This is a genomic window from Pseudoalteromonas pernae (assembly GCF_039831865.1).
Taxonomy (GTDB): Bacteria; Pseudomonadota; Gammaproteobacteria; order Enterobacterales; family Alteromonadaceae; genus Pseudoalteromonas; species Pseudoalteromonas pernae.
Genome location: NZ_JBDODM010000005.1, coordinates 38,496 through 62,892 on the forward strand (window position 1 = coordinate 38,496; position 24,397 = coordinate 62,892).

Annotated in this window: 14 protein-coding genes; 7 read left to right on the forward strand and 7 right to left on the reverse strand. The window is 48.1% G+C overall.

What is annotated here, in order from left to right:
• The first annotated feature begins 2 nt into the window (after positions 1 to 2).
• The 4 genes from V1358_RS12745 to V1358_RS12760 all read left to right on the forward strand — a co-directional run bounded on the left by V1358_RS12745 (position 3) and on the right by V1358_RS12760 (position 10,944).
• The gene (locus V1358_RS12745) at positions 3 to 848 is read left to right on the forward strand and encodes a sulfotransferase (protein ID WP_347390665.1); all 846 of its coding nucleotides are present in this window, start codon (positions 3 to 5) and stop codon (positions 846 to 848) included.
• A complete protein-coding gene (locus tag V1358_RS12750) occupies positions 835 to 7,416 on the forward strand; it encodes a DUF4347 domain-containing protein (protein WP_347393771.1) in 6,582 nt (2,193 codons plus the stop codon). Before V1358_RS12745 ends, V1358_RS12750 begins: the two co-directional genes overlap by 14 nt.
• Before the next feature lie 56 nt (positions 7,417 to 7,472).
• The gene (locus V1358_RS12755) at positions 7,473 to 10,400 is read left to right on the forward strand and encodes an Ig-like domain-containing protein (protein ID WP_440589901.1); all 2,928 of its coding nucleotides are present in this window, start codon (positions 7,473 to 7,475) and stop codon (positions 10,398 to 10,400) included.
• 229 nt (positions 10,401 to 10,629) lie between these two features.
• Positions 10,630 to 10,944 (forward strand): DUF6916 family protein, encoded by a 315-nt coding sequence (locus V1358_RS12760; protein ID WP_347393772.1) that lies wholly within the window; start codon positions 10,630 to 10,632, stop codon positions 10,942 to 10,944.
• Positions 10,945 to 10,961: 17 nt separating this feature from the next.
• On the opposite strand, the gene V1358_RS12765 is transcribed toward V1358_RS12760, so the two are convergent.
• On the reverse strand, positions 10,962 to 11,450 hold the full coding sequence (locus tag V1358_RS12765) for a GNAT family N-acetyltransferase (protein WP_347393773.1): 489 nt from the start codon (positions 11,448 to 11,450) through the stop codon (positions 10,962 to 10,964).
• A 71-nt stretch (positions 11,451 to 11,521) separates the two neighbouring features.
• Here V1358_RS12765 and V1358_RS12770 point away from each other — a divergent pair, with 71 nt between their 5' ends.
• From V1358_RS12770 to V1358_RS12780, 3 genes are read left to right on the forward strand one after another with little or no spacing between them, the layout of a single operon-like run.
• Positions 11,522 to 12,052, forward strand: coding sequence for a phage tail protein (locus V1358_RS12770; protein WP_347393774.1), 531 nt, complete (start codon positions 11,522 to 11,524; stop codon positions 12,050 to 12,052).
• 16 nt (positions 12,053 to 12,068) lie between these two features.
• Positions 12,069 to 12,602, forward strand: a complete 534-nt coding sequence (locus V1358_RS12775; RefSeq protein ID WP_347393775.1) for a phage tail protein — start codon at positions 12,069 to 12,071, stop codon at positions 12,600 to 12,602.
• A gap of 11 nt (positions 12,603 to 12,613) precedes the next feature.
• A complete protein-coding gene (locus V1358_RS12780) occupies positions 12,614 to 13,153 on the forward strand; it encodes a phage tail protein (RefSeq protein WP_347393776.1) in 540 nt (179 codons plus the stop codon).
• Between the two features lie 57 nt (positions 13,154 to 13,210).
• On the opposite strand, the gene V1358_RS12785 is transcribed toward V1358_RS12780, so the two are convergent.
• From V1358_RS12785 to metH, 6 genes are all read right to left on the reverse strand, one after another.
• Positions 13,211 to 14,206 carry a FecCD family ABC transporter permease gene (locus V1358_RS12785; RefSeq protein ID WP_347393777.1) on the reverse strand — a complete coding sequence of 332 codons (996 nt, stop codon included), beginning with the start codon at positions 14,204 to 14,206 and terminating at the stop codon, positions 13,211 to 13,213.
• Positions 14,206 to 15,012: an ABC transporter ATP-binding protein gene (locus V1358_RS12790; protein WP_347393778.1), complete on the reverse strand. Its 807-nt coding sequence runs from the start codon at positions 15,010 to 15,012 to the stop codon at positions 14,206 to 14,208. Before V1358_RS12790 ends, V1358_RS12785 begins: the two co-directional genes overlap by 1 nt.
• A 93-nt stretch (positions 15,013 to 15,105) precedes the next feature.
• Positions 15,106 to 17,883 carry a DUF2339 domain-containing protein gene (locus V1358_RS12795; RefSeq protein ID WP_347393779.1) on the reverse strand — a complete coding sequence of 926 codons (2,778 nt, stop codon included), beginning with the start codon at positions 17,881 to 17,883 and terminating at the stop codon, positions 15,106 to 15,108.
• A 90-nt stretch (positions 17,884 to 17,973) separates the two neighbouring features.
• The gene (gene hrpB / locus V1358_RS12800; protein WP_347393780.1) at positions 17,974 to 20,391 is read right to left on the reverse strand and encodes an ATP-dependent helicase HrpB; all 2,418 of its coding nucleotides are present in this window, start codon (positions 20,389 to 20,391) and stop codon (positions 17,974 to 17,976) included.
• A gap of 121 nt (positions 20,392 to 20,512) precedes the next feature.
• Positions 20,513 to 21,544, reverse strand: coding sequence for a GGDEF domain-containing protein (locus V1358_RS12805; RefSeq protein WP_347393781.1), 1,032 nt, complete (start codon positions 21,542 to 21,544; stop codon positions 20,513 to 20,515).
• A 221-nt stretch (positions 21,545 to 21,765) separates the two neighbouring features.
• On the reverse strand, positions 21,766 to 24,390 hold the full coding sequence (metH, locus tag V1358_RS12810; protein ID WP_347393782.1) for a methionine synthase: 2,625 nt from the start codon (positions 24,388 to 24,390) through the stop codon (positions 21,766 to 21,768).
• Positions 24,391 to 24,397 lie beyond the last annotated feature (7 nt).

Sequence of the window (24,397 nt, forward strand, 5' to 3'; positions counted from 1 at the left end):
CAATGGCGCACTATCATTTTATATCAGGACTCCCTCGTTCAGGCTCAACGCTACTGGCCGGCTTACTGAGACAAAATCCGCTTTTTCATGCTGCGATGAGCAGTCCTGTTGCGCCTTTAATCTCAGGTTGTTTAGAGCAAATAGGTGCGGGATCTGAGTTTGCGCCATTTTTCAACCAAGCCAAACGCAAAGATTTATGCCAGAGCATCGTAAGCAGTTATTACAAAGACCAAAGCGATAAAGAAGTCATCTTCGATACCAACCGGGTGTGGACCGCACGCATGCACCAATTGGTGGAATTATTTGATGACTTTAAAATCATTTGTTGTGTGCGCAATCCGGCCTGGGTGATGGATAGCTTTGAATGCATTTACCGTAAAAACCCGTTTGATTACAGCCGCATGTACTCACCGGCAAGTCGCCAAACCGTTTACACACGATGCGAGTCAATGGCTCATCATCAAGGTGTATTTGGCAGTGCGTGGACGGCACTCAAAGAAGCCTACTACGGCGAGTATTCTGAACGCTTATTGTTGCTAGATTATGATTTGCTCACACAGCATCCCGAGCAATCAATCGCACTAGTATATCAATTTTTAGACCTACCCTACTTCAACCACAATTTTAACCATGTGGAATACGAAGAAGGTGAGTTCGATAGCAATATCGGAGTGAAAGGCCTACATACCGTTAAAAAAGAAGTGAAATTTACCCCTCGGCGAAGCATTTTACCGCCTGAGCTTTTTAGCAAATACAGCGAAATGGCATTTTGGCAAGACACCACAGGCACTAACGCCAGTTTAGTGTGCGCCAAGCAAAGCCAAGGAGGTGACCATGGTTCCCTTTAGATTAAATAAATCCGCAGCGCTATTGATGCCTCTGAGCCTCGGCGCACTTCCCGCCCTAGCCAGCGGTTATGCCGGATATCTGCGAACCCAACCTGCGCGACAATCCTCCTCTTCAATTCACACGCACGGCAAAGTGCCTCCTTCTCCAAGCCTCATTGCCAAACAACGCGATGCGACAACGGTGGTAACTATTGAGAGGGGTCAAAGCCACCGCCTTAATGAAGCGCTGTCATTGAAAAACAAACTCACGCTAAGCCGAGGTACAGCTGCGGTTGAAGTCATGATCATTGATGCTTCACTCGAAGATAAGTCATTGTTTTACAAAGCACTTAAACCCGGCATCGATGTCATTGAAATTGATGACTCGCAACCCATATTTTCGCAGCTCAATGACAAACTAACGCATTACTCGCAAATCGAAGCAATTCATTGGGTAAGTCACGGACAGCAAGGTCAGCTGCACATTGGGCAGCAACATATCGACACCAATCAGCTGGAAAATTACCTCAACGATCTTAAGTTCCTCGGCGAAAAGTTAACTGCGAATGCGGATATTCAATTTTATAACTGTAACCTTGGCCAAGGTGAGCAAGGTGAAAAGTTCGTAGAATTGATAGCCGCCGCCACTGGCGCTGATGTGGCCGCATCAAATGACTTCACAGGAAATGCGAATCAAGACGCTGACTGGGAGTTGGAAGTCGTAAGAGGGGATATCAACACAGACCGCCCCTTTAGTATTTCGGCGCTGAAAGATTTTTCTACTGTGCTGGGCATTCCCGGCACAATTACATTTACGGTAGACGTCAACTCAGGAGCTTATGGTGGCAGTAACACCATCAATGCAAGCTATACCAATGGCGGACACACTCTTATTGGTGACGGCGCAGCCATAAGCACCTATATCCCTGCCCTCTACGATGCAATGTCATCGGGTGCACCACCACAAGCAAATTATGAATCTCAGCTAACACTGTACTTCAGTGCTGGGGAAATATTTGATGTAACTTCTCTGCGTATTTACAACATCACAGCTGCTGGCGCGCGAACATTTACTATCACCTCCGATGTGGGAGGTGATTTAGCCACTTCACCATCCATAGCCACTGGCGGTAGCCAAACCATTCCGCTCACTGGGTTTGAAGGCATCACCAAGCTTTATATTACTCCAGACCTTACTGCGCAATGGGATGTAGACGACATTGTGATGTCATTTACTAACACCGATCCCGCCATCAGCATTGACAACACGGTTCTGGGCTTTACCGAAGGTGATGGCGTCACCCAAATTGATAGCGCCGCAACACTCAGCGACAGTGATGGCGATGCAGATTGGAACGGCGGCACGCTGGTGGCGCAAATTACTGCCAATAACGAAGCCGCGGATCAACTTTCTATTCCAGATAATGTCGTAGGCACCATCAACACCTCCGGCACCAGTTTACTAAATGGCGGCACGACTATAGGAACCTTAAGTGCCAGTGAAGGCACGGTCACTAATGGCACGTCATTAACTATTACCTTTAACGCCAATGCGACCAATGCCTTGGTACAACAAACGCTCAGAGCACTTCACTACAACAATACCTCAAACACACCAGGCACAAGTAATCGCACAGTAACTGTTACAGCCACAGACAAAAATGCGGCAAGTGCCATCGATACCCGCACTATTTCTGTCACGGACACCCCAGACAGTGATGGTGATGTGATAGCCGGTTCGACAGTTATTGAACCGATCGGCCTCGATACCACAGCTGATACTGTTGGAGAAGCGGTTGATCTCTTTGATTTTACTATCGTTGATGGTGGCACAAGTGACGGCCTGCCAATGACCGTGTCAGAAATAATCTTACGAGTTGCTGGCACCACCACAGACACAGACAGGAGCAATATAACCTGGCGCCTCAATGGCAATGATGTTGCGAATGTCACCGGTACCTACGATACAGTACTAGATCGGATTACTTTCAGCGGTTTAAGTATTTCCATTGCTGATGGCACGAGTGAAACCTATACGGTCAACGGTTACTACAACGACAACACCAATGTAACCGAGGACAGTACCTTTATTCTCATTGTTGAGGGAGACGTTAACCTAACCATTGGTGGAAGCGGCACACAAATGGGAAGCACATCTGCACTTACCAACAGCACGGGTGGCACGCTAGACGTTACCGCCACGTCACTCGTTTTCTCAACACAACCAGCAGGATCCATATCTGGTAGTGCCCTTTCCACACAACCCGTTATTACAGCTCAGGATGCCTTTGGCAATACTGATATAGATTTCACAGAAACAGTGACGCTCACCGAAGCCTCAGCAGGTGTATTGACGAACAATACAGCAGTTGCCAGTAACGGCGTTGCCACGTTTAGCACGGTGACTTATACCGCCACAGCAGATCAACAAAGTTTCACTCTAACCGCGAACGACCAAGATGGTGTTGGCTCTGACATCCCAAGCACAGACGCTAACAGTGTTACCTCGGATGTGGTGGCCACCAAACTGATCTATGCTGTTGAACCTGCACCAACAACTATTGCGTCGGGCCAACTCACTAGTTTCACAACAGTGCCCGTAGTGCATGCAGTTGATGCTGTCGGTGTAATCGATAGCGGATATGCAACTAATATCACAATTAGTGAAGTCAATGGCCCCGCAACAGCAAATCTCAGCGGCACAGGAGACAAGGATGCGAATGCCAGCAGTGTCACAATCACCCCAAGTGCTGGTATTGCAACCTTTACTGACTTAGCCATTGAATATTCGCTAACTGGCGCACTCGATGAAAACTTCAACCTCAGAGCAATATCTGGCGGGTTAAACAGTGCTGACAGTACACAAATCACCGCGACTGACACAGCACCACCCAGCGTGACAAGTATTAGCCTAGTTGGCACCCCCGCTGCAAATGCAAGCTCTATCACTTATACGGTCAACTTCTCCAAATCTGCATTGAATATCTCCACAGACGACTTTAACCTCACTACGGTTTCCGGCACAGCGACAGGCACTGTGGCTTCTGTATCTGCAAGTTCTGGCAATAGCGTAAATGTGGTGGTTAACACGCTCTCTGGGGATGGAACCGTGCGACTCGATCTTAATGCCAATACTAATATTACCGATAGTTCCGGCAATGGTAATGGCAACAATGGTTACACGCCTGTATTTACATCTGGTGACATACACACTACAGACCTTGTAGGTCCCGTTATTACTAACGTCAGTATTGCCAATAGCGCCCACAAAGTGGGTGATACGGTTTCGGTGTCAATCAGCGCGGATGAAGCTGGAGCCACACTAAATAGTGGCACAGTGAATGGTTACACCTTGACTAATTTCACCGATTTGAGTGGTGGTAATTATTCCGCGCAATTTACGGTTGCTGACGGAGGAACTGATGTCGATGCTGCGAGTGATGTTGCGGTGAATATCACCCTCGAAGATGCTTTATCGAACCAAAGCAATTACACAACCGCGATAAGCCAAAGCAGCGATGCAATTTATGCCAATTTACCCACTGTTACCTTAACGGTGGATAGCAACACGGTGGCTGAGAATGGGGGATCTGTGCAACTGAGCGCGAATCTCAACTCAAGCCTCAACAATGAATGGCCTGAAACCATCACTGTAGGGCTTAGTTTCTCTGGCACAGCAACCATCACCACTGATTACTCAACTCAGGCTAGCATCGATATTACTGCTAATTCATCGACTCAAGCGATAACAGTTACTTCAATAGCTGATGATCTCTATGATGCACTGAGCAATGAAACTATCATTGTCGACATTGATACAGTTAGCGTGGGGACAGAACAAGGAACACAGCAGCAAACTATCACGATTACTGATGAGCAATCAGCGCCAAGTGTCTCACTTTCGAGCGCGGCGGCCAGTATTAATGAAAATGGCGGCAGCACATCGCTCACGGCAACTATTTCAAATAAAACATTTGAGAACGTAATCGTATCACTTGGGCTCAGCGGCACAGCTACAAGTGGTACCGACTATAGTGCTCCAAGCGCAATTATTACCATCCCTGCTGGTAGCATCAGTGCTAACGCAGCTCAAGGGATTATAGCCATTGACGACAGTATTGAAGATGTAAATGAACAAGTCATCGTGGATATCAGTGCGGTCAGTGGGGGTGGCGCGTCAGAGTCAGGTGTGCAGCAAGTTACGATTGTGATTAATGACGATGACGACACCACGGCTCCGGTAATAAATAGCGTACAAGTACCAGCCTCGGGCACTTACACTGGCGCGCAAACACTTACTTTCATCGTGAATACCGATGAAGTGGTCAGTGTAACTGGCTCACCGAGTTTGAATATCAGCATCGCAGGACAAACCAAACAAGCCACTTTCGTTGGTGGCAACAATACACAGGCCCTACAATTTAGTTATACAGTCGAAAGTGGCCTAGAAGATGATGCCATCAGCGTAGTTGTGCTAGCACTTAACGGCGGCGCCATCACAGATGCAAATAGTAATGACTTAAATCTAACTCTCAATAATATTGGTTCACTGACTGGTGTTGTTGTGGACTCTCTAGCCCCAAGTGTTATCAGTGTGACCTCTACGACAGCAGATGGGAGCTACAGTGTCGGTGAGAGCATAAATGTCACTGTGGCATTCAGTGAAGCGGTGGATATTGTAGGCGGCTCACCTATCCTCACACTAGAGACAGGAACCACAGACAGAACAGCCATTTACACATCGGGCTCCGCCAGCACAAGCCTAAGCTTTAGTTATCAAGTGCAAGCAGGTGATATCAGCTCTGATTTGGCTTACCTCAGTACCACTGCATTGGCTAGCAATGGCTCAACCATTAAGGACGCAGCAGGTAATGATGCCACTCTCACATTACCTGCCATCGGTAGTGGCGCGAGTCTCAGTGGCAGCAAAAATATTGTTATCGATACACAAGCGCCCACAACACCTGTGGTGAGCACCCCAAGCAGCGAGCAAACAGTGACGACCTCTACAGCTGTAATTGCAGGTAGCCATAGTGAAAATAACGTCAATATAGCGCTGTTTGCCGATGCCAATAATGATGGTGTTGCCGATAACAACACCGCCTTGGTAAGTACCTCAGTAAGCGCAGGACAGTGGTCATTGAGTGCATCACTGGTGCTGGGAGGCAATGATTTCGTGGTTGCGGCCACGGATAATGCGGGCAACCGTTCATCGGATGTATCTGTGCCCACTATCACCCGAGAGGAACCTAATCAAGCGCCCAGTATTTCCGGTACTCCTGCCACCGAGGCAACCACAGGGCAAAGTTACAGTTTCGTGCCTACTTCATCTGATCCCGATGGTGACACATTGACCTTCAGTGTCATGAACAGACCTCCTTGGGCGAGCTTTGATACCAGCACTGGCGCTCTCTCTGGCACCCCGGCCGATGCGGATATCGGCAGCTTTGCTAATATTCAAATCAGCGTCAGCGATGGCGTTCTAACGGCGCAATTACCTGCCTTTAGCATTACCGTCAATGCCGCGAATCAAGCGCCCGTTATCTCCGGCACGCCTGCTTCTGATGTGGTTGCAGGTCAAGCGTATAGCTTTGTGCCAACAGCGTCAGACCCAGAAGACGATGCCCTGACATTTAGTATCGTGAACATGCCTTCATGGGCGACCTTTAACACCAGCACAGGTGCTCTCTCTGGCACCCCGGCCGATGCGGATGTCGGCAGCTTTGCTAATATTCAAATCAGCGTCAGTGATGGCGATCTAACGGCGCAATTACCTGCCTTTAGCATTACCGTCAATGCCGCGAATCAAGCGCCCGTTATCTCTGGTACACCGCCTAGCGAGGTGATTGCCGGTCAAGCGTATAGCTTTGTGCCAACAGCGTCAGACCCCGAAGACGATGCCCTGACATTCAGTATCGTGAACATGCCTTCATGGGCGGCCTTTAACACCAGCACCGGTGCTCTCTCTGGCACCCCAGCCGATGTGGATGTCGGCAGCTTTGCTAACATTCAAATCAGCGTCAGCGATGGCGATTTAACGGCGCAATTACCTGCCTTTAGCATCACCGTCAATGCAGCAAACCAAGCGCCTGTCATTTCCGGCACGCCTGCTTCTGATGTGATTGCCGGTCAAGCGTATAGCTTTGTGCCAACAGCGTCAGACCCCGAAGACGATGCCCTGACATTCAGTATCGTGAACATGCCTTCATGGGCGGCCTTTAACACCAGCACTGGCGCTCTCTCTGGCACCCCGGGCGATGCGGATGTCGGCAGCTTTGCTAACATTCAAATCAGCGTCAGTGATGGCGATCTAACGGCGCAATTACCTGCCTTTAGCATTACCGTCAATGCAGCAAACCAAGCGCCCGTTATCTCTGGTACACCGCCTAGCGAGGTGATTGCCGGTCAAGCGTATAGCTTTGTGCCAACAGCGTCAGACCCCGAAGACGATGCCCTGACATTCAGTATCGTGAACATGCCTTCATGGGCGGCCTTTAACACCAGCACCGGTGCTCTCTCTGGCACCCCGGCCGATGCGGATGTCGGCAGCTTTGTAACATTCAAATCAGCGTCAGTGATGGCGATCTAACGGCGCAATTACCTGCCTTTAGCATCACCGTCAATGTAGCAAACCAAGCGCCCGTTATCTCTGGTACACCGCCTAGCGAGGTGATTGCCGGTCAAGCATACAGCTTTGTGCCAACAGCGTCAGACCCAGAAGACGATACCCTGACATTCAGTATCGTGAACATGCCTTCATGGGCGGCCTTTAACACCAGCACTGGTGCTCTCTCTGGCACCCCGGCCGATGCGGATGTCGGCAGCTTTGCTAACATTCAAATCAGCGTCAGTGATGGCGATCTAACGGCGCAATTACCTGCCTTTAGCATCACTGTAAAAGCTGCCAATAAAGCGCCTGTGATAAACAGTCGTTCGTTAACTGGCGAAGAAGACACCACCGCCACCTTGCTTCTCGATATAACCGATGAAACGCCAGAGTCCGTCACTGTAAACATGCAGACGCCGCCGATGAATGGCAGCGCTGAAATCATTGGCTTGCAGCTCAATTACACCCCTAATGAAAACTTCCAAGGGGAGGACTCACTCGTACTGGTGGCCTCTGATGGCGAATTACAAAGTGAGCCCACCACTATACTGATCACCATCAGTGCGCAAAATGACGCTCCGGTGGCTATTGATGACACCTTTACACCATCGATGGCAGCTGACCATAGATATGTGCTCGATGTGCTCGCCAATGACTATGATGTTGACCAAGACGATGAGTTGACTCTGACTTCGGCCAATGCCGACATCGGTGAGGTCAGCATCACCGACAATATGCTGGTGTACACAGCTCCCGCAGGGTTAACCGACGCCATTAGTTTACGCTATCGCATTGCTGATAAATCAGGGGCTGATGCTTATGCGGATGTACGTTTTGCAGCCAGTGGTGATTTACCTGAAGGTTCGCCCGTAATCACGGTGCCTGCGGATATCAACGTCAACGCCACTGGGCTCTATACGAAAGTGAACTTTGGTACCGCCACCGCGGTTGATGCCCAAGGTGAAGCAATTGCTGTACGTTTACTCGACAACCCTGTGTATTTCACGTCGGGTCTACATACCTTGTATTGGCAAGCAACCGACAGTGAAAATCGCAGTACACTGGTATCACAGCGAATCACCGTTAATCCGCTCATTAGCTTTGCTGCCAATACCCTCGCCACCGAGGGCGGCGAACATCGTATCAACGCCTATCTCAGTGGTGATGCACCTGTGTATCCATTGGTTGTGCCTTACACAGTTGCGGGTACCAGTGACAATGCAGACCATGCGTTAATGGCTGGCGAACTGGTGTTTAATTCCAAACAAACAGCGCTAGTGTTCGATGTCTATGCCGATGGCCAAGATGAAGACGATGAAACCATTATTGTCTCGCTCTCAGAGCAAGTGAACCGTGCACCCAAGTGGCAACACACTGCTACCATCACCGAGCGTAATCTTGCACCAAGAGTACAGATTACGGCCACGCAAAACGCACAACCTATGACGCTATTCACCCTAGGTAGCAACATTGAATTACATGCCTCTGTGAATGACCCGAACCATACAGATACACACACTTATCAATGGCGTATTGAACCCGATGCGCCATTAGATACCGCTCAAAGTGCCACCACCATCTTGGACACCGCTGCACTGACCGTTGGTGTGTACGAAGTTGAAGTAACCGTGACTGATGATAACTCCATGCCACTGAGCACCTCGGTGACTGCCCAGCTGGATATTCGAGAGCAACTGCCCGAGCTAGGCTCCGGCGACAGTGATGGCGACTTGATCCCAGATGATGAAGAAGGCTTCACCGACAGCGACGGAGATGGAGTACCAGATTACCTCGATGCGACTGGCGTATGCAGTGTGCTCGCGGCTTCCCCCACACAAGATGAAGGCTTCTTTGTTGAAAGTGAGTTTGGTACCTGCGCCCAAGCGAGCAGCTTTGCTGATGGTGCCTTTGGCGGTGCGCAACTACTGCCGAGTGCTGTAGATGTGGATGCACAAACGCGCCATGTAGGCACGCTGTACGCATTGATCATCACTGATATGTCTATCCCTGGGGATGATGTCAGCTTTGTCCTCCCGCAGCGCCAACCTATTCCTGCGAATGCTATGTACCGCAAGTTCATAGAGGGTACTTGGCGCGACCTCGTTATTGATGAGCACAACATGATAGCGTCAACATTGGGCAGCCGAGGATTTTGCCCATCGCCCGATAGCGACGTGTGGCAACCTGGCCTCACCCAAGGTCATTGGTGTGTACAACTGACCTTGCAAGAAGGCGGTGCCAACGATGCTGATGCCATCGTCAACGGCAACCTCATAGACCCCGGTGTTATAGCTGTCGCACTGGACGCTAACAATATTCCAGTAGCGCAGGATGATACCTATGAAGTGGTGCAAAACAGTAGTGCTACATTTGACGTGCTCAACAACGATAGCGACGAAGATGGTGACCCACTTACTATCGACAGCGTTGAAAGTGAGTTTGGTGCCGCCACGATTGTCGATAATCAAATCCATTATGAGGCACCGATGTTGTACCTCGGCGACGACTTGCTGCTGTACACCATAGTCGATAGCCATGGTAATACTCACAGCGCCTTTGTGTACCTGAGTGTGGTGGCAAATCAAGCGCCTGTTGCCAATGATGATGTCAGTGAGACTTGGTACCGCACCCGTGTATTTATTGATGTGCTTGCCAACGACACCGATCCAGAGGGACAACAATTGAGTCTAGTCTCTGCCGAGACCGAGTTTGGGGAAGTAACCATCAATGCAGATAACACCCTAAAATTTATCCCTATGGATGAATTCAGTGGGGAGGCTTTGGTGACTTACACCATCGCCGATGAACTTGGCGCAACGGACAGTGCTCAAGTCAATGTCACCGTAGCTCCGAAACAGCCACCTGTTGAGCCGCCGAAGAACAAACTTAGTAGTGGTGTGATTTTCTATCTGCTGTGGCTGTTAGGGCTTGCGTCATTACTAAGGGTGAGAGTACGAATAATCTAGGTTACTGAAGTGCCCCAAGTGTAAGGGGCACTTCAAGGCGTTTTTTGAGACGCTGAATACATATTGCAAACGTTAAGAGCTGAAAATAAAAGCAACTGTGCTTGATAAAGGAACCAAAGCAAACTAACTTTAAGTGGTTAATTATATGTTTAATAAATGTTAATAAAAATATAATTAACCTCCATTATTTATCTGCATCACACATGTGCAAACATGTTAAGGATATCCAGTGATAGACAATTACAATTTCAGTAATCTCAGCACGATTCTGGGTGAAACCGTGCTTTTAAAAGATCAGGCAGGAAATCAAGTTAACCTTGTTGTTTCAGAGGTAATAAAAGGACCTATCGACGGTGAACAATGGGAAGCCTTTTCGGTTATTTATAAAGGCACACATGACTTTTCCGTTCCGCAAGGCATCTACAAAATAAGCCACGATACCTTTGGCGAAAAAGAGCTGTTTTTGTCGCCAAATTCGCAAACCGAATACGAGACTGTGGTTGCACGAAAACGAGATTCTATACCTGATATTGCAGCATTGTAGAGCGACTACACAGCATGTTAGGGGCACCACTGCATCAACAGGTAGATATCATTTGTCTGCGTTTTAAGTCTGAAACCAAGACGCTCGTAGAGCCTCTTTGCAGGATTAGTGTGCTCCACATGAATAGTAATCGGCTGACTCAGCTCGCGTGCCTTATCAAACAGCCATTCAAAATAATAAGTGCCTATCCCAGAGCTGCGATATTGCGGCATCAGCGCAATATCCACAATTCGAATCTCGTTTTCCCAATAGTCTACAAAAAGACGGCCAATAGGCTCGTCATTAAGTTCAATAATATTAAACGAATCAGTGCTGTAGTACTGCGTGTAATGCGCCAGTTGCGCGGTAAATTGCTGCGAAATGAAGCGCTCTTTTTCTTCAACGCTGAAGTTGGTCATCGCCAATTCGCTTTCACGTGTTGAAGCATACAGCTGCTGCATAAAAGGTATGTCGCTGTGTGAGTATTTGCGTAACGAAATCTCATTTTTCCAGTTATTAGTAGTCATGTATGTAAGTAGTTATTTTTTAATAATTTAATAGTGGGTCGACTCACTTAATTTGTAAAGAGGAAACTGTTATGGCAGAGCCTTTCATCAGCGAAATTCGAATGTTCGGATTTGATTTCGCTCCGCGTGGATGGAGTCAATGTGATGGACAACTATTGGCTATCAACCAAAATCAATCGCTGTTTTCCTTAATTGGCAGTATGTATGGCGGCGATGGTCGCACAACTTTTGGGTTACCTGATTTTCGAGGCCGTGCACCAATACACAGCTCAGGTACACAACCGGGCAATAAAAGTGGTAGCGAGACTGTGGTGTTGAATGAGACGCAAGTCCCCTCTCACAACCACACAGTGCTTGGCACTATCGCCAATGCCAATGTCAGTGACTTCTCGTCGAGAATACTCGCGGCGGGTTATCAATTTACAGGAAGAGCACCGCAACACGGATCACGAAGCATGTATGCAGCACCAAGTAATTTGAATGCGCTGAACATAAAAAGCGTTTCCGCAATGGGTGGCAACCAAGCGCATAACAACATGCAACCGAGCTTAGTAGTTAACTTTTGTATCGCTATGCAAGGTGTTTTTCCATCTAGGAACTAATATTCGGAGAGTAACAATGAGCGAACCATATGTAGGCGAAATTCGCATGTTTGCAGGTAATTTTGCGCCGCGGGGCTGGGCCTTCTGCGACGGCCAGTTGCTTGCCGTAACACAAAATGATGCTTTATTTTCTTTGCTGGGCACACTATACGGCGGCGACGGTCGCACCAATTTTGGGCTGCCCGATATGCGTGGACGACTGCCTATCCATAAAGGACAAGGTGGTGGCCTCAGCAACCACAACATTGGCCAAAAATTTGGCTCAGAAAATGAAACATTAACTATTAACCAACTGCCAAGTCACACCCATTCATTGATGGCCAGTATCGATGAAGCGAACGCCAGTGACCCCAGCAACCACGTATTGGCGACACAAACAGATGGTGACAAACCCTATGCGGATGCCACATCTGACCCAAGCAAATTCCAACAACTTGCCCAGCAAAGTATTGCCAATAATGGTGGCAGTCAACCCCATAGTAATTTAATGCCATCACTGTGCGTCAATTTCATTATTAGCCTGTTTGGTATCTACCCACCTCGTCACTAAGGAGCTACACAATGTCTGAACCATTTATTGCAGAAATTCGTATGTGGGCGTGTAACTTCGCGCCACGTTCTTGGGCCTTATGTGATGGGCAACTACTCCCTGTGGCAGAAAATACGGCTTTATTCTCCCTCGTAGGTACCACCTATGGTGGTGATGGCAGAACAACATTTGCCCTTCCGGACTTAAGGAATCGCGCGCCAATGCACCCAGGTCGTGGCCCAGGGTTAAGTTCACGACGCTTGGGAGAGAAGCTCGGTGCTAATGAAGTCACTATCACAGAAGCACAAATGCCTATGCATAATCACATCCTAAATGGCGTTGCCGAAGCGGGCATATCTGCCGAACCTGGTGCGAATTATTTTATGGGCCAAGATGTGGAGTCAGCAGCCGAAGTCGTTTCCTACACTTCGTCAGAAAGCACCACCAATGCGCAGCTGGCGGCGCAAGCACTTGCCAATTCGGGCGGCAATCAACCACATGAAAATAGACAGCCCAACCTGGGAGTCAATTTCTGTATTGCCCTCCAAGGGTTATATCCATCTCGTAGTTGATAGAAATATTCAAACTGCACGCGAACACAGGTTCAGCAATAATAACCTGTGTTTGCGTTACCCCTCCTGAGCGCGTTGACGCGCATACAGCAGAGTAAAGAAAAAGACACTGCCGATGGATGCCGTGATCACACCAATTGGCAGCTCTTGATTGGGCAAGGTAATACGCGCAACAACATCAACCCACATCATAAAGAGCCCACCCAATATAAAACTAATTGGGTAGAGCTGTGTAGAGTTAAAATAACCACTTAAGCGAACCAAATGCGGAATCATTAAACCTACAAAACCTATGCCGCCGCAAATACTCACTAACACGGCTGTTATCAACGCACTGAGAATGAGCACAAATAGTCGCAGTGCTTTAACGTTGACACCGAGCGTATGAGCACTTTCATCTCCCAATAACAAGGCGCTGAGGTGCCTGCGTAATACGAAGACGATAGCCAATGCTACCAGCATCAACAACGCCAGTGGCAACAGCATATTCAATTGCGCTCTGGCAAAACTGCCCATGGACCAAAAGACCAAGGCACTGATCGCTTGCGGGTCGCTAAAGTACAACAGCAAGCTCGTTAGTGCGCTAAAGCCAAAAGACAGCGCCACACCACATAGCACCATGATGGCACTTTGCATGTAGCGCAAACTCACGGTCACCCCAAGTAACAATGCCGTTGCTAACATAGCGCCAGCAAAGGCGCTGCCACTGAGTGCAAGCCCTGAAGTAACGCCAAATAGAGTGATGGCTGCAACTACACCCAAAGCAGCGCCTGAGGAGATACCGAATAAGTATGGGTCTGCCAAGGGGTTTCGTGTCACCGTTTGCAACATCGCCCCAGAAAGCGCCAGCCCAGCGCCCGCCATAAATGCCACAGCAACGCGAGGCAAACGTAGCTCCCAAATGATCTGTTGCCACAACGCGTCTGCACTTGCACCCGATAATGCCAAGAATAGCTGTGACCATGAAATGGTCACAGCCCCAACTTTGAGAGCAAATAGTGCGCTCAAGGCAGTCGCCACTAACAGCGCAATAATAACTGCAAGTTTTTGCACTAGCGGGCGTCCTCCTTGTGATAGCCGTAGTAGTAATGCACCAATGGCCATTTCTCAGGATTTTGCGGATGCGGCACGACATCAGCACACACCCCAAAGACATCACTAAGCAGTGACTGAGTCACCACTTCTTTGGGCTCACCAAATGCTGCACAGCGCCCCTTATTGAGCACAATTAAGCGATCGCATTGGGTGGCAGCCAAGTTAATATCGTGAAACGAAGCCAATACAGTGAGTTGCAACGAACGAACTAATTCCATAATTTCAATTTGGTACTTGATATCAAGATGACTCGTCGGCTCGTCCATGATTAATAGCTTCGGCTGTTGCAGCAACGCTCTGGCAATGTGCACTCGCTGTTGCTCACCACCGGAAAGGTGCCCTAAAGGTTTATGGGAATGAGCCGCTAAGCCAACCTGCTCTAGCGCATGATGGACTTGCTCATGTTGCTCAGCAGTAATGCTTTGCCACATACTTGAACCAGGAAGCAGCCCCAATGCTACAACTTCCTTTGCACTTAGAGACATATCGTTAGCAGGCTGTTGCAGCACCACCGCCACCTCTTTGGCTAACTGATGTTGCGGCACACTTTGAATGCACTTCCCCGAAAACGTAATGGCCTGCTGGCAAGCACTGTAATAACGGTAAATACAACGTAACAAGGTTGATTTGCCCGCCCCATTTGGCCCGAGTAAGCCAATAAATTCGCCTTGATTAAGTTTAAAGTGAATGTCATGCAAGATAGCTTGTCCTTTAATGGCATAGGACAAGTTTTCAACGGATAGAAGAACGGGGTTTTGAGACACAGCACTCGCAATCATTAACTGGCAAAGGGCTATTATGAGTCCTTGGCCAGTTAAAGTAAATTTTGTCTATCCAGACGTCTGTTCAACCAAAGATCAACACGCCCTAGGATGTTGGTTCTGCAGCCACTTAAACAAAGCACCTAATGCCACCAGCGCAAGACCTAAGCCTATGAAGGATAACGCTCTTAACAACCCAGTTAAATTAGCCATATCCACTAAGAAGACTTTAGCGATGACCAAAGCGAGCAAGGCAACTCCAACGCGCTGAATAAGGAGTTTTGCTTTGGTTAACCCTAGCGACACCAAGGCCGCGCCAATCAACAACCACACTACAGAGTAGCTGTATAATTCAGCGTCCTCGGCACCCTGCGCAAGCACGATGTATTGACCTTGCCAATATTGGCGCAACAAAGAATTGATAAAAATAAATGCGTAGGCGCCAGCGCTGGCAAAAAGCACACGACTTAAGTCAGCCTTCTGCGGACGCAGTTGATACGCAAGCCAAGATAGCACCGCAACAGGGCCGCAATAATAAAGCCACGCATAACTAGTGATAAGTGAATCACCGATGGCAATACGATTAAGCCAAGGGTTGTACTCAGTTAATAGTTCTGCTTGGAAGATGGCCGCGATTGCCAACAGGATACCCCCAGCAACCGTGTAGAATTGCTCCATACTCTTCGCTGCTTTGGCACGATACACGTACACACAACCCAACAGTCCCCAATTCAGACTCAAAACGAGTTTTTCAAGCAATGATAAATTGTGCAACTCGATGGTATGACCCACGATCAAATAGCTTGTCAGCACACTGACCCACAGGGCTAACACATGCAACACTGCGCCAAGGAGCCAAGGCTTGAGTGATGCATTAGCAAAGAGGCGATAAGCAAGCACGAACAAACCAGCGACCAGAGGATACAGCCAGAGTTGCGGCTCACCGATTGCATCTAAATCTAATCCTTCGAAGGGGGGCTCTATCCATAACAAGGTGAGTCGCGCCACCACCAGCGTCACAAGCGTTTTGAGTAACCACGCTGGAATTGCCTGAGCAAAGCGATTTGATAGGTAACACATCAACACCACTTGAATAGCCAAGGCTAGGGTCAACGCGTGCGTGCCCAACACCAAGGTTGCAGAGAATGCTAAATGCGCATTAATAGCGCACCAATAAATTGCTTGTTGTAAGGTATTGCTTGTTCGCTTGGCCAAAAACACCAAAAATGCCGCCCCTAATAAGAGCTCAAGCACCCAGAACCATTTTACATCGCCAAGCCATGCATCGGGTAAAACCAAATAAGATAGTACTAACGGCAGTAACACGGCAGAACCCGTTATTAAGCTAAAGCCGATATGTTGCGCCGAGCGGTTGGCAAACACAGTGCCAAATACTAAGAATGCCACCATGGCAATTTGCGCCTGCCCGAGCGAGCCATAAAACATCAGCAAGCCATCGTGATTTAAATCCGCATTGACGGGATAAGGCTGGTCCAATAATAACCCTAACAATACAACACTAAGCGCGGGCCATAACTGCCAACGGCTGTTAAGCAACGTTGCCAATGCAAATACTGCGCTCAGTAACCAAAATTGAATGCCCAATATATCTGCGCCTTGTTGGCTGGAAAACAACAAAACTGCAATGAAGATGACCCCTAGCAGGATGTGATCTGGCTTTTGCAGTACCAAGTTTTTAAAAGACCAAACTCGGTGCTCTACCTGTGAAAATGAGAAGCCCAAGCGCGGGATCATGATGAGTAACATAACGGACACGGGCACAAAGATAATCATCGCCATAGCTTGTGATGGAGGAATATTCACCGAGATCAGCAACAGCCAACATAGATGCAAGGTCCATATGCTATACCATAGCCACATGCGCCGTACTTTGCGCACAACATAGGTAAGATTCAGCGTTAATACGCTCAAATAGGTGACCAGAGCCAAGTAGTTTGAAGAACCAGTGGATACCCACATCGGCACACTATAGGCGCCGAGCATACCTATCACTGCCAACAAAGGACCATAACGAAGTGCATTCCAACTTGCGGCTACAGACACAAATGCGAGCATCACAAACGCCGTCATCGGTGAGATTAGTTGATAACTAACAAACGCCAGCGCAGTCAGTGCGAACAAACTGATATAACCACCCGCAGCAAGTGCGGCGGGCACATAGGCAATCATGGCATGTTGCTGTTCACTACTTTGATAGAATTTTCGATGTGCATATTCAGCGCCCACCAGCAAGCTCACTCCAAAAGCACCGCCCAGGGCTAAACGAGCAGTGACTGATAGCAGCCCAGCCTCAAGTGAATAAGAAACAAAGAAAATACCGCCAAACGCCAACGCAAGGGCACCAATCCACACCATCCAATGCTCTTTAAATTGTGCGCTGATGCGTGACCATAGGCCTTGTGTTTCATCATCGCAAGCTTGCGGTGTCGGCGGCGCTGTGACTTCAGCCGCAGGCTGAGCTTTACTCATCGCAGAGGTTTGTGTAGGCGGTGTAGCAACAGGTGCAGGAGTGCTTGGCGCTGAGGATGGCGTGGCTGTTGCTATGTTGTTAGTCACTGCTTCATCACTCAGTGGCACAGAGGTGGTACTTGAGTGTGTATCGGGCTTTGCTAATTCGCGCGATTGGCGCTGACTGTGAACAGGTGCTTGGGAGCTTTCGTCACCGCCTTGTTGTACTGCGCTACCCGACTCAAGTGCCTTTTTGAAGGCGCTTTGCAATCCCTGCAGCTGAGCTTGTAATTTACTCACTTGGTCATTGAGCTTGCTGATTTGCATCATCGCCACAATGCCACAAATGCCACCTATCGCAACTACCAGTAGTAGTAACATCAGCAAAACAAAAAGTGCTTCCATAACCATCCTTTACGTTCTTGGCTCGCTTTACTATAACCCCAAAACAGGAAAAAGTAAGCCCAAGCACAAAGCGGCTAGTGAATGCTGAAATTACATTTTACTCTTTACCTTATTGGTAGCCTGAGCTGTGGCGGGATCGTCGGGCCAAAAGTGCTTGGGATATCGCCCTTTCATCTCTTTTTGTACTTCCCGGTAACTCCCTTGCCAAAACTGCGCTAGGTCCTGTGTTAATTGCAATGGTCGATGTGCTGGTGACAATAACTCCATCAACAAAGGTAACTTACCATGCGCCAATTGCGGGCTTTGCATCAAACCATAAACCTCTTGCATGCGCACACTCAGTTTCGCAGGCCCATCTAGCTGATAAATTAACTTGTGGGTAGAGCCTGAGGGTACGGTCAATTTACTGGGTAACAACTCCTCGAGTTGCTGTTGCGCACCGTAATCAATAAGCGACAGTAAAGCAGGTCGATAGTCGAAGCTTTCGAGCTCCGATAAAGACTTCACATCTGTTAAGTAAGGGGTTAACCATGTCTTTGCATCATTCAATAAGGCTTGTTCACAGCTTATTGAAAACACACCGCCAAGCAATTGGCCAGCGAGTATTAGGCGAATGCGTAGTTGCTCAGATTGTGCATGCTTGAACACCCCCCATCCTCTTTTGGCCAATACGCCTAACCAAGCTTGGCACTTCATATCTGCATCAATCGGTTCAGATGAAGGCTGAGTGTGTAAAGTGATAGCACCTAGTTTTTGCCTAACCTCGTTAGTGAACTTGCCTGATTTGTCATTGAATTCACACACCACCTGTTCGCTAAATAGATGCGGCAAGTAAGATTTAAGTTGTTCGCTATCAGCAGCGGTCGCGCTGAATATACGTTGGCCTTGCTTTCCACCAACCTCTGCAATCGCCAGTAATTGCTCATCAAGCCAATGCTCCTCGCTCGCAAGCACGCCCGCGCCATTACTCATGAGCATGCCTGTACCTCGGCGTTTAGCAATACGGTCAGGAAAGGCCAAGGCAACCACAATCGGCAGCATAGACATTGGCAACTCATTGATCACAGCTACAGATAAACGCTTACGCCAATACCCCAACTGTTGCTTAAAGGCCGGATGAGGCCGCTGCAATTGCATATTCAGTGCAGTGCTCAACTCAGGCACAGTCGCTACGCGCGCTTCCATTAATGCCACAAAGGCAGCTGCCAAATACAAAAAGCCGGGATGACTGAGTTCAATTTCTTTTGCCTTATAAAGCAGATGGCCGAAACGCAGATCCGTACCCATACCATGGATAATTTTTGCTTGTGAGGTTAACTTCCCAGAGCTATCAACAATTTCCAGCATTTCTAATAAAGCTAGAGCCTGTTGCTGCTGTGCGCTCGATGGCATATCCAGCAACTGCAATTCGTCGATACTCGCACCCCAGATTTTTGCCTCTAACATCAAGGCGCTGATATCACTGGTCAAGATTTCTGGGGCATCATGGGAGGCCCGACGCTCGAGCTGCTCTTTACTACCAAGACGATACACCACCCCCGCTTCCAATCGCCCCGCTCGGCCCGCTCTTTGCGTTGCGGAGGAGCGAGAAATATTCACGGTTCTTAATTCAGTAACACCGGTATTCAAATTGAATTGCGCTGCACGGCGTTTGCCGCTATCGACCACCACACGAATACCTTCAATGGTTAAGCTTGTTTCCGCCACATTGGTTGTGAGTACGACCTTGCGTTTGCCCTGTGGTGCAGGCGCTATCGCCTGTTGTTGTGCATTCTTATCAAGCTCGCCGTAGAGCATGTGCACCTCGATTTCCTGATTATCGAGGTGAAGATTTTGCGCAAGGTAATTGATTTCACGCTGTCCCGGTAAAAACACCAACACGGAACCTACTTGCTCGCTTAAAGCACGTTCTACCAACGCAGGCATAGCTTGGAGCCACTTATCTTGTGCTGCCAAAGGCTGATAGATTTCATCAATCGGGTAACTGCGCCCTTCACTTTGCACTATGGGACAATCAAAAAATGACTGATATCGCTGCGAATCTAACGTCGCTGACATAACTAAAATGCTCAGGTCATCACGCAGCAGTTGGCTCTCTAAAGCAAATGCCATCGCAGTATCTGCAGCCATGGAGCGCTCATGGAATTCATCAAAAATCGCCAAATCGACCCCAGATAACTCAGGGTCGCTTTGCAACATTCGCGTGAGCACTCCCTCTGTGACAATTTCTAAGCGCGTTTGCGCACTGACCTTAGTCTCTTGGCGCAGCCGTAACCCGACACTTTGGCCGACTTCTTCGTTTTGTTGTGCAGCAAGGTAATTGGCAATATTACGTGCGGCTAAGCGACGGGGCTCCAGCATAACAATACGCTTAAAATGACCTTCTCTTAGTAGTTGCAAAGGCAACCACGTAGATTTACCCGCACCGGGCGGCGCTTGCAGTAGGCAAAGAGGGTGGGTTTTTAATTGTGTTAACAGCTCACAGTAGCTTTGTTCGATGGGCAGCACGGCAATTCAAATTGGCTATTATTAGTCGCTATTGTATGGGATAGCTCGCGTTATACCAACGCCTTAAGCTACCCCTGCATTTTACTATTAGGCTAATTCATTCACTATGTGGGCGGTCATTCTAAGCAAATTCAACTTCATCGTCCGATACAGTACGGTTTTTACCGCTCGTTTTAGCCTTATACAAGCGCTTATCTGCGATGTTCAAGCAATGATCGATACTCTCTCCCGCTTGGCGCTGATGTACGCCAATACTGAGAGTGACATTAAATTGATGGATGTCGCGCTTGAAGGGTGATGCCCTGAGAGATTCATGGATGCTCTTCGCTATCGTATGTGCTTTATGCGCATGCTGACTTTGCACCACAATCAGGAATTCCTCTCCTCCCCAACGTGACACAATACCATCTCCTGCACACACTTTTCGTAATGTATCGGCAATGTACATGAGCACTTCATCACCAATAACGTGACCGTAGTTATCATTAATCTGCTTGAAGTTATCAACGTCCATTAAAATAAAAACAGCGTCTTCGCCGTAATGGCGCCCCTCCAAACATTCAAGGGTATAGCGGCGATTATACAGCTCAGTCATGGAGTCCGTGCTGGCCATTTTGCGATTAATCTCTACTTGTTGCATAAGCTGCAAACTGTATTTGTTACGGTAGTATTCATAAAAACCACCGAGCACACACAAAATGGAGAAACACAACATAACTCGCGATGGGAAGTAAAACGACTGGTAGTCATACAAGCCTATTTCTGGAGTATAAATAAACAATACCGAGATAGTGCCCGCAAGCAGGACTAGGTCAAATGCGCCGCGTTTGAGACCGCGAATAAAGAACGTCACAGGGGAAACGATAAACAACCACAAAGGTCCAGTACCATGACTGCCGCCGGAAATAACCAGATAGCCCATCAAAAAGTATAGGGTATAAAGCATAACCACGGCAATAACAGCGTCTTTGCCTTTAACAACAAAAGGAGAAACAAAAACAATCACTGAAGCTGCGAGCAAAATGCTCAACAAAATGTAGCCGTCGCCATAGCTGCTGATCGACATTAGAAATGATGTGACTGCACCAATAAAGGCAAATACCCGTAAAAAACGAGCCTTGTCTTTATCGCTTGCGTTTATGGTATCCCTCACAACTCAGTCCCACTTATCATTTTTGTCCCTCAATAACTGTATCACAAAATTATAACTTCAATGCTGGCAATAAGTTAAATTTTGAACAGGGGTTTAGCTAGAAAACCATTACCCAACCAATATAGTTACGGAATTGCCTCTCAAGCGATCAGTATATGCATCAAATAAAAAGGCGACCTTAGGTCGCCTTTTTACTTATTCACTCTCACTGTACATTTACGCTAGTTTTCGTACCCGAGGTTTGGCCCCAGCCAGCGCTCTGCTTCTTCTATAGTCATGCCTTGACGCTGAGCATAATCTTCTACCTGATCGCGCTGAATACCCGCCACAGCGAAGTACTTTGAATCTGGGTGAGAGAAATACCATCCTGATACCGCAGCACCCGGCCACATTGCATATGAACTCGTCAACTTCATACCGATGCGGTTCTCAACATCCAATAGCTGCCAGATTTTACGCTTTTCAGTGTGTTCAGGACATGCAGGATAACCCGGAGCAGGTCTTATCCCTTGGTAGTTTTCACGAATAAGCTCGTCGTTGCTCAAGTTTTCATTTGCCGCGAAACCCCAGTGCACTTTACGCACTTGCTCGTGAAGATACTCGGCAAATGCTTCAGCTAGCCTATCCGCCACAGCCTTAACCATGATTTTATTATAATCATCACCTTGCGCATCAAACGCATCCGCTAAGGTGTCTTCTTCTAAGCCACCGGTTACCGCAAATGCACCGAAGTAATCAGGTGTACCTTTAGGTGCGATGTAGTCGGCTAAACAGTAATTTGCAAAGCCCTTTTTCTCAGTTTGCTGGCGCAACTGTGACGAGCGCACCAACACCTCAGTGCGGCTTTCATCTGTGTAGATTTCGATATCATCGCCAACGCGGTTTGCTGGGAATAAACCAATCACCCCTTTAGGTTGTAAACTGCCTGACTGCTCAAGCTCATCCAACATAGCATTAGCATCAGCAAACAAAGACTGCGCTTGCTCACCAACAATCTCATCATTCAAAATGCGAGGGTATTTACCCGCCAACGACCAGGTCATGAAAAACGGTGTCCAGTCGATGTAGCTGCGCAGTGTACTAAGCGGTACATCATGGAACTCTTGCACACCCAAAGTAACGGGCTTAGGTGGCACATAATTTTGCCAGTCTAGCTTGGCGTGATTGGCACGCGCTTGCTGCAAGCCAATCGGCTTTGAACGCGGTTTTTTACGGGCCTGCTGCTCGCGCACTTTCACATATTCACTGGTGGTTTTAGCAAGGAAATCGGCTTTTGCGGTTTTACTCAGCAAGCTCGAAGCCACGCCCACCGCACGACTGGCATTGTTCACATAGACCACGCCATGATCATACTGCGGTTCAATTTTTACTGCTGTGTGCGCTTTAGAGGTAGTCGCACCACCAATCAACAATGGGATCGTGAAATCACGACGTTTCATCTCTTTGGCAACATGCACCATTTCATCTAATGATGGCGTGATAAGCCCAGACAAACCTATGATATCCGCCTTTTCATCGATTGCGGTTTGCAGAATTTTCTCTGCCGGCACCATTACACCAAGGTCAATCACTTCGTAGTTATTACACTGCAGTACGACACCAACAATGTTTTTACCTATGTCGTGCACATCCCCTTTTACGGTGGCCATGATGATTTTACCGTTGGTTTCTCCTGCTTGTTTTTCCGCTTCAATGTAGGGGTCAAGATAAGCAACCGCACGCTTCATAACGCGTGCAGATTTCACCACCTGCGGCAAGAACATCTTACCTGCACCAAATAAATCACCCACCACATTCATGCCATCCATCAAAGGACCTTCAATCACCTCAATGGGTTTAGCAAACTGTTGGCGACACTGCTCTGTATCTTCTTCGATAAAGTCAGTAACTCCCTTAACCAGCGCATGTTCCAAGCGTTTCTCAACAGGCCACGAGCGCCACTCTAAGTCTTCAACTTTCTCTGCTTGTGCCATGCCCGAATATTTAGGCGCCAATTCTACTAATCGCTCACCGGCGCCTGGGTCTTTGTTGAGGATCACATCTTCAACGGCATCACGCAGCTCAGTTGGAATATCATCATAAACAGCCAGTTGCCCTGCATTTACGATACCCATGTCCATCCCTGCCTGGATGGCATGATATAAAAACACTGAATGAATCGCTTCACGCACGGGGTTATTGCCACGAAACGAGAAAGATACATTCGAGACACCGCCTGAGACCTTACAGTGGGGTAAGTTTTCCTTGATTCGACGTGTGCCCTCAATAAATTCAACTGCGTAGTTATCGTGCTCTTCAATACCCGTGGCTACGGCGAAAATATTGGGATCAAAAATGATATCTTCCGGTGGGAATCCCAGCTCATCGACCAAAATCCGATACGAGCGCTCACAAATGGCGAACTTACGGTCTGCGGTTTCCGCTTGTCCAGTTTCATCAAATGCCATGACCACGACCGCAGCACCAAAACGCTTTAAGATTTTAGCTTGCTTGCGAAACGGCTCTTCCCCTTCTTTAAGGGAAATAGAATTCACAATGGCCTTGCCTTGAATACACTTTAAGCCTGCTTCAATAACTTCCCATTTAGAAGAGTCGACCATGATAGGCACACGGGAAATATCTGGCTCAGAGGCAATAAGGTTTAAGAACTTCACCATGGCTGCTTTAGAGTCCAACATGGCTTCATCCATGTTGATATCAATCACTTGGGCGCCACTTTCTACCTGCTCACGGGCAACATCTAGCGCTGTTTCATAGTCTTCGTCCATGATCAGACGTTTAAATCGTGCCGAGCCGGTGACATTAGTGCGCTCACCAACATTGGTGAAAATTGCTGTGTTAGTCATCAATATT